A 12,983-nucleotide genomic window follows, 5' to 3' on the forward strand; every position below is an offset into this window, starting at 1 on the left:
TCGCGCGTCTCGGTGGCGGGGTCGGCGCCGAACTCCTCGGCGAGCCGCCGGCGCAGCGCGTCGTAGGCGGCCAGCGCGTCGGCCTGGCGGCCGCACCCGCTCACCAGCTTCGTGGGGCGCGGCACCGAGCTGCGCGACACCGTGGAGCTGCTGGAGCACCAGCGCCTGGTGACGCTGATCGGCCCGGGCGGGGCCGGCAAGACCCGGCTGTCGATCGAGGCCGGCTCCCGCTTCGCCGAGCGGTGCGCCCGGCTCGCGGCGGACGGCGTGTGGTTCGTCGAGCTCGCGCCGCTCAGCGACGCGGGCGAGATCGCCCCGGCGGTTCTCGGCGCGCTCGGCCTGCGGGAGCGGACCGTCATCGGCCTGCGCGGCGCCGCCGTCGCCGGCGATCCGCTCTCCCGGCTCGCCGGCGCCCTCGCCGAGCAGCGGGTGCTGCTCGTGCTGGACAACTGCGAGCACCTCGTCGCCGAGGCCGCCCGCCTTGCCGAGCGCCTCCTCGCCGCGTGCCCCGGGGTGCGGATCCTGGCGACCAGCCGGGAGCCGCTGACCGTCCCCGGCGAACGGCTGGTGCCGGTGGCCTCCCTGGAGCTCCCGCCGGCGCGGGTCACCGCCGAACGCGCGCTGGACTACCCCGCCGTCCGGCTGTTCGCCGAGCGGGCGGCCGCCGCCGGCCAGCGGCTGCGGGTGCACCCCGGCAACGTCGCGCACGTCGTCCGGGTGTGCCGGGAGCTCGACGGCATGCCGCTCGCCCTGGAGCTGGCCGCGGCGCGGGTGCGCGCCATGCCGCTCCCGCAGCTCGCCGAGCGGCTCTGCGACCGGTTCCGGCTGCTCACCAGCGGCAGCAGGTCCGCACTCCCGCGCCACCAGACGCTGCAGGCCGTGGTCGACTGGAGCTGGGACCTGCTGGACGCGCCGGAGCGCACCCTGCTGCGGCGGTTCGCGGTCTTCGCGGGCGGCGCGACGCTGGAGGCGGTGGAACGGGTCTGCGCCGACGAGCCGGGCGGTGCCGCCATCGGCGGCCGCGACGTGTGGGAACTGCTGTTCGCCCTCGTCGACAAGTCGCTGCTGGCCGCGGACCAGTCCGTCGCCGACACCGCGGCGCCCCGCTACCGGATGCTGGAGACCGTCCGCGCCTACGGGGCGCGGCGGCTCGCGGAGGCCGGCGAAGAGGACGAGCGCCGCCGCGTGCACGCCGAGTACGTGCTCGGCCTGTGGCAGGACGGCGACCCCCGGCTGCGCACCGGCGAGCAGGGGGAGTGGCTGCTGCGGCTGCGCGCCGAGCACGACAACCTCGGCGCGGCGCTGCGGTGGGCCGTGGACCACGGCGCCGCGGGCCTGGCCCTCGACCTCACCCACTGCGCCCAGTGGTACTGGACCATGGGCGACACGATGTCGGAGGGCGGCCGGTGGTGCGCGGAGGTCCTCCGCATGGTGGGGGAGCGGCCGCCGGAGGGCCGGGTCGTCGCCTACGCCGAGTGCCTGGTCTCCCGGGCGCTCTGCGACCTCAGCGGCGCCCGCACCCATGCCGACCTGGAGCGCGCCGCGGAGCTGCTCCGCGACGCCGGCGAGCGGGCGGAGGCGCACCCCTACCTCCTCATGCTCCCCGCCTACCTGGGCATGTTCACCGGCGACATCGCCAGCATGACCGAGCACTTCGCCGGGCTGCCGGACCCGTCGGACCCGTGGCTGCGGGCGTTCACGGCCACCCTCACCGGAGTGCTCGCCGCGCAGTGCGGGCGCGCCCGGCTGGCCGAGCGGTGTCACCAGAGCGCGCTGGAGGGGTTCCGGCGGCTCGGCGACGCGTGGGGCGGCTGCCAGGCGCTCGCCGGGCTCGCGGAGGTCGCGCGCTACGAGGACCTGGAGCGGGAGCGGGAGTTCCTGACCGAGGGCATCGCGATGGCCGAGCGGCTGGGCGTCCGCGACCGCGTCGCGATGTTCCGGGGGTGGCTGGCCGTGTCCTGGGCCTTCTCCGGTGACGTGGCCCGGGCGCGGGAGCAGGTCGCGGTGCTCCGGAACGCGGGGCTGAAGTGGCAGCACCGGCTGTCGGCCACCTTCGTCGAGGCGCAGGTCGACCAGCTCGCCGGCGACCTGCCGGCCGCCCGCCGCAACCTCGACGCCGCGATGCGCCAGGCCGGCGAGTTGGGGGAGTTCGTCCGGGCCCAGATGTCCGCGCTCTGCGCCGCCGTCCGGGCGCGGATCGAACTCGACGCGGGCCAGGCCTCCCGGGCCCGCCGCCACCTCCTCGCCGCCTGGCGCGATCCCGGCCTGCCCCGCGACGCCGTGACGCAGACCATGGTCCTGGAGCAGATGGCCGAACTGGCCCTCGCCGCGGGGGACCCGGCACAGGCCGCGGCGCTGCTCGGCCACGCCGACGGCGCCCGGGGCGTGCCCAACCTGACAGAGCCCCCGGTCGCGGCGGTGCGGGCCGCGGCCCGCGCACGGCTCGGCGACGAACACTTCACCGATCTGCACCGGCGCGCGGCGGCGGCCGGGGTCGAGGAGCGCCTGGCGGCCATGGAGCGCTGTGTCGCCGCCTGGCCCGAGTCCGGCGCCCCGGCGGACGGGTGACACCAGGGGGCTCCTGGTCGGCAGGCAGCTCGCGGGCGCCGCAGGACCGCGGGTACGGGGCCAGTGGCCAGGGGCCGCGTGAGCGGCGCCGGTCAGCCGGTGGCGCCGGATCGCGGCGACCAGCGCCCCCGGCTCCGGTGACGGGCGCGCCGCCAGCATTGAGCCGCGCGCGCGGAGCGGCGCTCCAGGTCCGCCTGGGCTGCTGGTCGGGATGAGCGCTCCGGTCCGGTGCCGGTGCCGGTGGGGTACCGCTGCCACGGCCGCGTCCGCCGCTCGGCGAGGGCCGGGCCGGTGGGCGCGGCTGCCCCGGGCCGGCCGTGCTGTTCGGAGCGGCGGGCAGGCGCCCGCCACGCCGCGGATGCCAGGCGCACCCTGTCGGGCGCTCGCGGCACGCGTCGGCGGCACCTGGGGGCATGGTCGCGCCGACCGGATCGGCGCCGGCGGGCAGCCACAGGCCGTGGTGACCCCCTACCGCGCCGAAAGGAGGACGCCAGCGGCCGGATGGACGTGGAGCGCGCCGCGAAGGGCGCGAGGGCTCGCCGTCACCCACCGTCCCCGGGAGCCTTCCACCATGGGCGACAACGAGGTCCGGCGAACCGCTGTCACGGATCAGGAGCGGACTCGTCGCCGCCCGGGCAGTAGCGGGACGGGCGGCGGTTGCGCGCGGGGAGCACCGCGATGAGCGCGTCGGTCCCGTGGCGGTGCCGAGCGGATATGGCTGCCACGGCCGCGTCCGCCGCTCGGCGAGGGCCGGGCCGGTCGGCGCGGCTGCCCCGGGCCGGCCGTGGTCTTCGGACCGGCGGGCAGGCGCTTGCCACGCCGCGGACGCCAGGCGCAGCCTGGCGGGCGCCCGCGGGGACGTGCCGGCGGTACGTGGGCGCGACCGCGTCGGCGGGCAGCCGCAGGCTGGGTTGGCGCCATGCCGCGCCGGAGGCACGACGCCGCCGTCCGGGCGCCGCGGAACGCGCCGCCACGGGCGCCCGGGACCAGCCGTCACCCGGCGGCCCGGGCGCCCCTCGCCATGGACGCGAGCGCTAGGAGCGGCGCCGGTAGGCCCGGGTGGCCAGCGGGAAGAACACGGCCACCAGGGCGACCGACCAGACGACCGTCCACAGCAGCGGCTCGGCCACCGGGCCGCCGAGCATCAGGCCGCGCATCGCGTCGGTGACGTGGGTGACCGGGTTGACCTGCGCGAACACCGACATCCAGGTCGGCATCCGCTCCGGCTCCACGAACGTCGAGCTGCCGAAGGTCAGCGGGAACATCCAGATGGAACCGAAGATGTTCACCGCCGTCGCCGAGCGCAGCGCCAGCCCGAAGAAGGCCGACAGCCAGCACAGCCCGAAGGCGAACAGCAGCACCACCGCGGCCGCGCCGAGCACGCCCACCAGGCCGCCGGCCGGGCGGAACCCGATGGAGACCGCCACCAGCAGCACCATGATGACCGTCAGCAGGTACCGCGTCATGTCGCCGAGGATCGCGCCGATCAGCGGCGCGGACCGGGCGATCGGCAGCGACCGGAAGCGGTCGAAGATGCCCTTCTCGATGTCGGTGTTGAGGGAGACCCCGGTGCCGATCGTCGCGAAGATCACCGACTGCGCCGTGATGCCGGGGATGATGAAGTCGCGGTAGGTCCGCCAGTCGCCCATCATCGCCTCGCCGAACACGAAGACGAACAGGCCGACGAACATGATCGGCATGAACGTCAGGCCCAGGACCTCCGCGGGGTTGCCGCGGATCCGGAGCAGGCTGCGCCAGGTGAGCAGCATGCCGTGCCAGACCGCGGTCACCGGGGTGACGCGGTGCGGGATCGCGGGGATGGCGGCAGGTGCCGCCGGCCGCTCGGCCGTCGCCGTCATGCGTTCGTCCTCTCCTGCAGCTCCTGCCGGGTACCGGCGGGGTCGGTGGTGGCGGCGGTGTCGGTGGTGTCGGCGGGCTCCGCCGGGTGGCCGGTGAGCGCCAGGAACACCTCGTCCAGGCTCGGCCGGCGCAGCGTCAGCTCCGCCACGGCGACGCCGGCGTCGTCCAGGCGGCGCACCACCGCCGGCAGCGCGGCCGGGTCGGCGACCGAGGCGCGGATGGAGTCGCCGGCGGTGTGCGCGGTGGTGCCCGTGACCGCGGTGACGATGCCGGCGGCGTCGGCCAGCCGGCCGGTGTCGGTGGGCCGCATCTCCAGCACCTGGTCGCCGGCCCGGGCCTTCAACTCCTCCGGCGTCCCGGTGGAGATGACCCGCCCGTGGTCGATGACGGCGATGTCGTCGGCCAGCTGGTCGGCCTCCTCCAGGTACTGGGTGGTCAGCAGCACGGTCACCCCGTCGCCGACCAGGCCGCGGACCACGCCCCACAGCTCGTTGCGGCTGTGCGGGTCCAGGCCGGTGGTCGGCTCGTCCAGGAACAGCAGGCTGGGCCGCCCGACCAGGCTGGCCGCCAGGTCGAGCCGCCGGCGCATGCCGCCGGAGTAGGTCCGGGCCGGGCGCTCGCCGGCGTCGGTGAGCGAGAAGCGCTCCAGCAGCTCGGCCGCCCGGGCGCGCGCGTCCCGCCGGGAGAACCCGAGCAGCCGGGCGATGAGCATGAGGTTCTGGGTGCCGGTCAGGTCCTGGTCGACCGCGGCGTACTGGCCGGTCAGCCCGATCTGCCGGCGGACGAGGTGCGGCTCGGCGACCACGTCGTGGCCGCCGACCAGGGCCCGGCCCTCGTCGGGGCGCAGCAGTGTGGCGAGCACGCGGACCGTGGTGGTCTTGCCCGAACCGTTGGGCCCGAGCACGCCGAGCACCGCGCCGCTGCGCGCCACGAGGTCGACCCCGGCCAGCGCGGTGGTGTTCTTGAACCGCTTGACCAGGCCCTCCGCGCGGATGGCGTCCGTCATTGTTCCTCCCTGTCGATCAGCGTCCAGTTTCCCGCCCGGTGCTGACAGAGCGCTGACATGCGCGGGCCTGCGCTGACGGCCGGACGCGGTTCGCCCGCTCCGGCGCGGCCTGCCGGGCCGGAGGCGGCACACCGTAACGATCCGGAAGAAACACCCTAGACTCGGTCCCGTGACGACCCCCCGACTCCGCCCGCCCCAGCACCGCGTCGCGCCGCGCGCCGTCCTGATGTGGACGGTGAGCGGCCTCGTCGGCGCGGCCGTCGGCATCGCGGTCCTCGTCGGCGCGGCTCTGCTGCTCGGCTTCACCCGCTGGTCCTGGGTGCCGGCGCCGGTCGTCGACCGTGCCTGGTGGGCGCCGGTCTGCTACGGGGTGTACGGAGTCGCGCGCGCGGTGATCGCACCCCGCTGGCGGTACCGGGTGCACCGCTGGGAGGTGACGGCCGACGTCGTCTACACGCGGGTCGGCTGGCTCAGCCGCGCCTGGCAGCTCGTGCCGGTGAGCCGCATCCAGACGGTGGACCACACCCAGGGCTGGCTGGAGCGCATGTTCGGGCTCGCCACCCTGGAGGTCCGCACCGCCTCGCACGCCGGCTCCTCCAAGATCGAGGGGCTGCGGGCCGAGGTGGCGCGGGAGCTCTCCGAGCAGCTGGCGGTGCGGGCCGGCGAGCTGCGGGACGACGCCACGTGAGCGCGCCCGACGAAGGCCGGCCGGCCCCGGCCCTCCCGCCGGAGCAAGCCGCCGGGGCGCCCGCGGCGGAGCCGGACGCCCCGCCCGCGCCGGAGCCCGAGCCGGAGTACCGGCTCAGCCCGCTGACCATGGTGACGGCGCCGGTCCGGTACCTGCGCTCGTTCGTGGTGCCGATCGTGGTCGCGCTGGTCGCCGGCGGCTTCGACCCGTGGGCGCTCGGCTCGTCGGCCGCCGCGGTGCTCAGCATGCTGGTGGTGGCCTTCGTCAACTGGCGCACGGTGCGCTACCAGGTCGGGGCCGAGCGCCTGGAGATCCGCAGGGGGCTGATCGGCCGCTCCCGCCGGACCATCCCGCTGGAGCGCATCCGCGGGGTCGACGTCACCTCGACGCTGCTGCACCGCGCGCTCGGTCTGGCGGTGGTCCGCGTCGAGGCCGCCGCGGGCGGCGGTGCGGCGGAGGAGGGCCGGCTCGACGCCGTCGCGGCCGCCGAGGCGGAGCGGCTGCGCCGCGTACTGCTGCACCGGCGCGCGGTGCTGGGGGGCGCGCCGGCCGCCGAGGCGGCGGCCCCCGAGGCGGACCCGGGGGAGCGCCCCGCCGCGGACCTGCCCGAAGCCGCCGCGGACGAGGTCGAGTACTTCCGGATGCCCCGGGCGTGGTACCTCTACGCGATGCTCAGCCTGGGCTACCTGCTGACGCCCTTCGCGGCGCTCGCCGCGCTCGTCGGATTCGTCGCGCAGGTGCTCAGCGACCTCGACTTCGACGTCGACTCCGAGGCGGCGACCGGTGCCGCCGAGTGGCTGCGGGACGGCGGGACCTCGCTACTCGTCACCCTGCTCGTCGGCACGCTGCTGCTCCTGGTGCTGCTCATGCCGGTCTTCGCGGTGGTCTCCTACTCCGTGAACCACTGGGGGTTCACGCTGCGCCGCCGGGACTCCGCACTGGTGACCGAGCGCGGCCTGTTCACCCGGCGCAGCGTCACCCTGGAGCACCGCCGCATCCGCGGCCACGCGCTGCGCGACAGCCCGCTGGAGCGCTGGCGCGGCGCCGTCCGGCTGCGCGCGATCGTCACCGGGCTGGGCGATGCCGCCGCCGCGGCGACGCTGCTGCCGACCGGTCCCCGGGAGCGGGTCGGCGAAATCGTGGAGCGCGCGCTGACCCCGTACCGGGGCGGGCTGGTGCGGCACCCGCCGGCGGCGCGCACCCGGCGGCTGTTCCGGGCGGTGGGCCCGTTCGCCGCGGCCGCCGCGGCGGCGCTGGCCGCGGAGGTGTACTGGCTCGCCGCGCTCCTCGCGGCGGCGGCCCTGCTCGGCGTCCCGCTCGGCCTGGACCGCTACCGCGCGCTGGGGCACGGCTACGACGGCCACCAGGTCAGCGTCCGCTCCGGCTCGCTGCGGCGGGAGCAGGCGGTGCTGCTGCGCGACGCGGTGATCGGCTGGACGTGGCGGCAGACGCTGTTCCAGCGCCGGGCCGGACTGGCGACCCTCCAGATCGCGGTGGGCGCGGGCGGCGGAACCTACGACGCGGTGGACGCGGACTTCGACGAGTCGGTGGCCTTCGCCGCCGGCGTGACCCCGGCGGTGCTGCGGCCGTTCCTCGCAGGGGCGGGGGAGGACACCGCGCCGGACGGCCCGGCCGCGTCCGGCTGAGCGCTTCGCACATCCCGCGCCCGGGCGGCGGCCCGGACCGGCCGGGCGGGAGGTCAGTCGCTCTTCTTCGCGCCGAACATGATCTCGTCCCAGGACGGCACCGACGCCCGCCGGCCCCGCGTCTTGCGGCGGGGCGGCTGGCCCCCGACGCCGGCGGCGGCCGCCGCCGACAGCGGGGGCTCCTCCTCGCTCGGGCGGGCGGAGCCGGGCGGGCCGGGGCGCTGCGCGCCGGCGGCCGGGCGTTCCGGGTCGCCGGCCGGGGCCGGCTCAGCGCGGGGCGGGGTGTCGGCGGGCCGGGGCCCGGCGGCGGTGGCGCCCGCGCCGGGGCGGGCGCGCTCCGCCGTCACCGAGACGCGGCCGGCGGGTGCGGCGGGCTCGGCGGCCCGCGCGACGGGTTCGGCGGGGGCGGCCGGCTCGGGCCGGAGCGCGGGTTCGGCCGGGCCCTGGCGGCGCGGCACGAACGGGGTCACGGTGGCGCCGGCCCCGGTGTCGGCCGGGCCGAGGTCCAGCGGCTCCTCGGGCTCGGGGGCGGAGAAGCGGACGGCCTCCTCGTCGGCCGGGTTGACGGAGCGCCGCCGGGCGTCGAAGGTCCAGTGGGCGACGCGCTCCTCGCCCTCGATCAGGAAGGCGAGCTTGACCAGCCAGGTCCCGTCGTCGCGCTTCCAGGAGTCCCACACCGCGTCGCCGGTCTCCAGCTGGTGCCGGCCGATCCGGTCCGCCACCAGGTCGCCCAGCACGGGACCCGGGCTGGACTCGCCCGGCCGGCGCACCGTGGCCCGCTGGGCCTGCTGGGCCATGTACTCCCGTTCCTGCAGCACCGGGCCCTCGAACCAGCGCACCCGCTCGATCGGGATCCCGGCGGCCTCGGCGATGGCCTCCGCGGTCTCCCCGGAGCGGATCCGGGCCTGGATTTCCTTGGGGCGCAAGGGATTCTCCACTTCGATCTCGTACTGGCCGAGCCGGGAGAACTGGCCGCGCACGGCGGCGCGGAGACGGTCGTCGACGGGCAGCGTGAATCGGGTCCCACGGCCGGCGCTCGCCAACACCAGGTAGGTGCCGTCCTCGCTGACGGCGACGAGGCGAAGCTCCTGCATCGCCCTCCCTTTCGCGTCCCGTCGAGGGTATGTCCTAGGCCATCCCCCATGTCCTCAGTCTTGTTGGCATCCGCCCATTCGGCCAGTACCACCACCGGCATGTCCGAACCGCGCGCCGTGTGGTGGGCGGCGCGTCGGGCGCGCGGGCGCGCGGTCGGGGCCGATGCCGCAGACATCGCGCTCCCTATCGTGCCATCTTGACACGCCGGTGACGCGGCGGCCCGCCCGTGGCGGCGGGTTTCGGACGCAAAGCCCTTGACGGCGTGCCGGCGATGGTATCTCCGCCTGCTTTCCACCCGTTTGATCGGGCGGCGCATCGGGCGATCGGTACATGATGGGACTTTCCACTGCTGAAACGCGCATACGATCGCAAATCGACACGCCGATCGCGACCCAAGGGTGATCAATCCAATCTCTGCCGGTTACCGGAACACCGGCGGGTGTGGCGCGAGTTGACCGCTTATGGACGTGGAAATCATGTGTGACCGTTATGGTGTGCGGCCGACCGGTGCCGGCGACTTCCGGGACCACCGCAGGGCCGCCCGGCCGTGGCGGGCGGTGTCGGAGGGAGCCGGATGAGCGGCGGGGAGCAGCGCGGCGCGAAGCGCATCGACCTCAGCCTCTCCCAGGTCGTCGGCGGCGGCCTCGCGACGCTGACCGCCGCCACGGCCGCGTCGTTCCTCGGGGTCTACGGCACCATCATCGGCGCCGCGGTGATGAGCGTCATCAGCACCGCGGGTACCGCGGTGGTCCAGCACCTCCTCAGCCGCAGCGGGGAGAAGGCCCGCGACCTCACCGGACGCCGCCCTCCGCGGGCGCGGACACCCGGTGCGGCGCCGGGCGGCGGGGCCCCGGGTAAGGGCGGCGTCGAAACGCTGGTGGACCTGCCCGAAACGAGGGTCCTGGATGCGGTCCCCGCCACCCGGCCGTTCCGGCCGGCCGAAGGCGACGCCTCAGCCGACCGCACCCCGACCGCGCCGCTCCCGCCCGGCGGCGAGGCCGACTCCGGCGCCGCGGAGCCCGGGCGGGCCTCCCGGTGGCGGCGGTGGCGCGGGATCGTCCTGCCGGCCGCGGCGCTCTTCCTGGCAGCCATGGCGCTCATCACCGCCTTCGAACTGTTCTCCGGCCGCTCCCTCTCCGACACCGTTCGGGGCGACGGCACCTCCTCCAGCCCTTCGCTGCTCGGCGGGACGGGCGGCGGAGCGGCCGCCGAGCCGACCCCGGACCCCGGAACCGGGACCGGTACCGGCGGGCCCGACGCGACCGACGAGCCGGCCGCCCCGGACGCCACACCCGCCCCCGACGAGGGGGAGGGTGCCACCGGCCCCGGTGCGACCACCGAGCCGACCGACCCCGCGACCGGCGACGGCACCGGAGGCGCCCCCTCCCAGGAGCAGGGCGGCGACGGCACCGGGACCGGCGAGGGCACCGGCGGCACCGGCGGCACCGACAGCGGATCCGCCGGGACCGGCGAGGTCCCCTCCGACGACCAGCAGGACCCGGCCGTCCAGCAGGACGGCACCGCCCCCGGGCCGCAGGCTCCGCGCTGACCGCCGGCCGGCCCGGCCGGGTCAGGCCCCCAGCACCGTGTCCAGGTAGCGGTTGGCGAACCTGCGCCCCGGGTCCACCCGCTCTCGGACCGCCATGGCCGCGCCGAACATCGGGTAGACCCGCTCCAGGTAGCCGCGGTCGCGCGTGTGCACCTTGCCCCAGTGCGGCCGGCCGTCCACCGCGGTGAACAGCGGTTCCAGGTCGGCGAAGTAGTCCCGGTAGGGCGACCCCCGGTACACGTGCGCCGCGACGTAGGCGGTGTCGCGGCCGTAGGCGGTCGACAGCCACACGTCGTCGGCGGGCGCGAACCGCACCTCCAGCGGGAAGCTGATCCGGTGGTCGCGCCGGCGCAGCATCGCGCGCACCGCGCGCAGCACGTCCGGCAGCTCCGTGGCCGGGATCGCGTACTCCATCTCCACGAACCGCACCCGGCGCGGGCTCGCGAAGACCCGGTGCGCGACGTCCACGTACTCACGCGCCGTCAGCGCGCGGGCCGACACCTGGTTGATCACCGGGATCGCCGCCGGCAGCCGCCGCGCCGCCCGGTTCACCACCTCGAACAGCGAGTTCGCCAGGAACTCGTCGTCCAGCCACGCCCGGGCCGGCGACAGCGGGCGCGCCGGACCGGGCGTGCGGTTGTTGCGCTTGGTGGTGGTCGCGCCCGTGTGCGGGAACCAGTAGAACTCGAAGTGCTCGTTGCCGGCGCGCAGCTCCGGAAGCCGGGCCAGCACCTCCTCGAGCGGCATGGGCTCCTCGCGCGCCCGCAGCAGGAACGCCGGCTCGACCGCCATGGTCAGCGCCGTGACCACGCCGAACGCGCCGAGTCCGACCCGGGCCGCCTCGAAGAGGTCGGGGGTGCGCTCGGCGGAGCACTCCACGACCGAACCGTCGGCCAGCACCAGCTCCATGCCGCGCACCAGTGTGGCCAGCCCGCCGGCGTCGCGCCCCGTCCCGTGCGTGCCGGTCTGGATCGCGCCGGCCATGGTCTGCACCGCGATGTCGCCCATGTTGGCGAGCGCGGCGCCGTGCGCGTCGAGCACCGCGTTGAAGTCGCACAGCGGCAGCCCCGCCTCGACGGTCGCCGTGCCCGCCGCGACGTCCACGGAGCGGATCCCGGCGAGCGCGACGGGGGAGAGCAGCAGGCCGTCGGTCACCGCCACGTCGGTGAACGAGTGGCCGGAGCCGACCATCCGGACCCGCAGCGAGTCGGCCGCGGCCGAGCGCACCGCCGCGGCCACCTCCTCCGCGCTGTTGGGGGCGGCCGTCCGGCGCGGAGCGGCCCGGTGGGTACCGCCCCATGTGTGCCACGCCACGTGCGCCATGCACCGGGACGCTACCGATCGGCCCCGCCGTCGGTAACTGGCCGGTAGGGAAGGAGGACCTCACCTTCCCGGCACGGTTGTCGACAGCCGGGGGAGGTTGACGGCGGTCACACTCACCGGGTCGCCGAGCCGCAGCCCCGCACGGCTGGTTTCATGGAGAGCATGAGGCCCTACGACGCGTTCCTGCTGATGTCCTTCGGCGGACCCGAGAAGAACGACGACGTCATCCCGTTCCTGGAGAACGTCACCCGCGGCCGCGGCATCCCGCGCGAACGGCTCGCCGAGGTCGGCGAGCACTACTTCCTGTTCGACGGCGTGAGCCCGATCAACCAGCAGTGCCGGGACCTGGTCGCCGCGATCCGCGCCGACTTCGACGCGCACGGCGTCGACCTCCCCGTCTACTGGGGCAACCGCAACTGGGACCCCTACCTCGCCGACACCGTCCGGCAGATGGTCAAGGACGGGGTCCGCCGGGTGGTCGCGCTCGCGACGTCGGCCTACAGCAGCTACTCCAGCCACCGGCAGTACCTGGAGGACATCGACCGCGCCCGCGCCGAGGTGGGGCCCGACGCCCCGGAGATCGACCTCATCCGGCCCTACTTCGACCACCCGGGCTTCGTCGACGCCCTCGTGGACCACACCCGCGCCGCGCTCGACCGGCTGCCCGCCGACCTGCGCGGCGAGGCGCGGCTGCTGTACTCCGCGCACTCGATCCCCATGGCGATGGCGCGGGCCAGCGGCGACCCGCGTGCCGACCACGGCCCGGGCGGCGCCTACGCGGCGCAGCTCGCCGAGGTCGCCCGCCTCGTCACCGAGCGTCTCGGCGGCGGCCACGACTACGAGGTCGTCTACCAGAGCCGCAGCGGCCCGCCCAGCCAGCCGTGGCTGGAGCCCGACATCAACGACCGGCTGGAGGAGCTCGCGGCCGACGGCGTACGGGCGGTCGCCGTGGTGCCGCACGGCTTCGTCTCCGACCACATGGAGGTCAAGTACGACCTCGACGTCGAGGCCGCCCAGACCGCGCGGAAGCTCGGGATCCACCTCGTCCGCGCGCACGCCCCCGGAACGCACCCCGCGTTCGTCGCCATGGTGCGACACCTCGTGGCCGAGCGCGCCGAGTCGCCGGTGCCGCGCACCGGGCTCAGCCGGCTCACCCCGGCCGGGCACACCTGCGGCCCGGACTGCTGCCGGATCCGCTGACCCGGCGGCGGGCGAGCGGGGGCCGGCGGCGGGTCAGCGGATCCGGCA

At 76.2% G+C, this 12,983-nt stretch carries 11 protein-coding genes; 5 read left to right on the forward strand and 6 right to left on the reverse strand.

Annotated elements, in window-relative coordinates:
- Positions 1 to 140: BTAD domain-containing putative transcriptional regulator (locus DEF28_RS29105; RefSeq protein WP_369122486.1), on the reverse strand; the 140-nt coding region annotated here is incomplete at its 3' end.
- Here DEF28_RS29105 and DEF28_RS22215 point away from each other — a divergent pair.
- A complete protein-coding gene (locus DEF28_RS22215) occupies positions 112 to 2,568 on the forward strand; it encodes an ATP-binding protein (protein WP_114446213.1) in 2,457 nt (818 codons plus the stop codon). The two genes, DEF28_RS29105 and DEF28_RS22215, sit on opposite strands and share 29 nt — an antisense overlap.
- Positions 2,569 to 3,170: 602 nt before the next feature.
- On the opposite strand, the gene DEF28_RS28875 is transcribed toward DEF28_RS22215, so the two are convergent.
- From DEF28_RS28875 to DEF28_RS22225, 3 genes are all read right to left on the reverse strand, one after another.
- Positions 3,171 to 3,293: a hypothetical protein gene (locus DEF28_RS28875; RefSeq protein ID WP_258862722.1), complete on the reverse strand. Its 123-nt coding sequence runs from the start codon at positions 3,291 to 3,293 to the stop codon at positions 3,171 to 3,173.
- A gap of 309 nt (positions 3,294 to 3,602) precedes the next feature.
- Entirely contained in the window at positions 3,603 to 4,427 is an 825-nt protein-coding gene (locus DEF28_RS22220; RefSeq protein ID WP_114397551.1) for an ABC transporter permease, read from the reverse strand.
- Complete coding sequence (locus DEF28_RS22225) at positions 4,424 to 5,434, reverse strand: ATP-binding cassette domain-containing protein (RefSeq protein WP_114397552.1); 1,011 nt, start codon at positions 5,432 to 5,434, stop codon at positions 4,424 to 4,426. The genes DEF28_RS22220 and DEF28_RS22225 overlap by 4 nt, the downstream gene beginning before the upstream one ends.
- Before the next feature lie 169 nt (positions 5,435 to 5,603).
- Between DEF28_RS22225 and DEF28_RS22230 the strand changes: the two genes are divergently transcribed.
- A complete protein-coding gene (locus DEF28_RS22230; RefSeq protein WP_233515477.1) occupies positions 5,604 to 6,122 on the forward strand; it encodes a PH domain-containing protein in 519 nt (172 codons plus the stop codon).
- The gene (locus DEF28_RS22235) at positions 6,119 to 7,768 is read left to right on the forward strand and encodes a PH domain-containing protein (RefSeq protein ID WP_233515478.1); all 1,650 of its coding nucleotides are present in this window, start codon (positions 6,119 to 6,121) and stop codon (positions 7,766 to 7,768) included. Before DEF28_RS22230 ends, DEF28_RS22235 begins: the two co-directional genes overlap by 4 nt.
- A gap of 53 nt (positions 7,769 to 7,821) precedes the next feature.
- Here DEF28_RS22235 and sepH read toward each other — a convergent pair whose 3' ends face one another.
- A complete protein-coding gene (sepH, locus tag DEF28_RS22240) occupies positions 7,822 to 8,862 on the reverse strand; it encodes a septation protein SepH (protein WP_114397553.1) in 1,041 nt (346 codons plus the stop codon).
- A 575-nt stretch (positions 8,863 to 9,437) separates the two neighbouring features.
- Between sepH and DEF28_RS22245 the strand changes: the two genes are divergently transcribed.
- Entirely contained in the window at positions 9,438 to 10,412 is a 975-nt protein-coding gene (locus DEF28_RS22245; protein WP_114397554.1) for a hypothetical protein, read from the forward strand.
- A gap of 21 nt (positions 10,413 to 10,433) precedes the next feature.
- Here DEF28_RS22245 and DEF28_RS22250 read toward each other — a convergent pair whose 3' ends face one another.
- On the reverse strand, positions 10,434 to 11,735 hold the full coding sequence (locus DEF28_RS22250; RefSeq protein WP_114397555.1) for a D-arabinono-1,4-lactone oxidase: 1,302 nt from the start codon (positions 11,733 to 11,735) through the stop codon (positions 10,434 to 10,436).
- A gap of 162 nt (positions 11,736 to 11,897) precedes the next feature.
- On the opposite strand from DEF28_RS22250, the gene DEF28_RS22255 reads away from it, so the two are divergent.
- Entirely contained in the window at positions 11,898 to 12,935 is a 1,038-nt protein-coding gene (locus DEF28_RS22255; protein WP_114397556.1) for a ferrochelatase, read from the forward strand.
- Positions 12,936 to 12,983: the final 48 nt, after the last annotated feature.

It is taken from the genome of Marinitenerispora sediminis (genome assembly GCF_003336425.1).
Lineage (GTDB): Bacteria > Actinomycetota > Actinomycetes > Streptosporangiales > Streptosporangiaceae > Marinitenerispora > Marinitenerispora sediminis.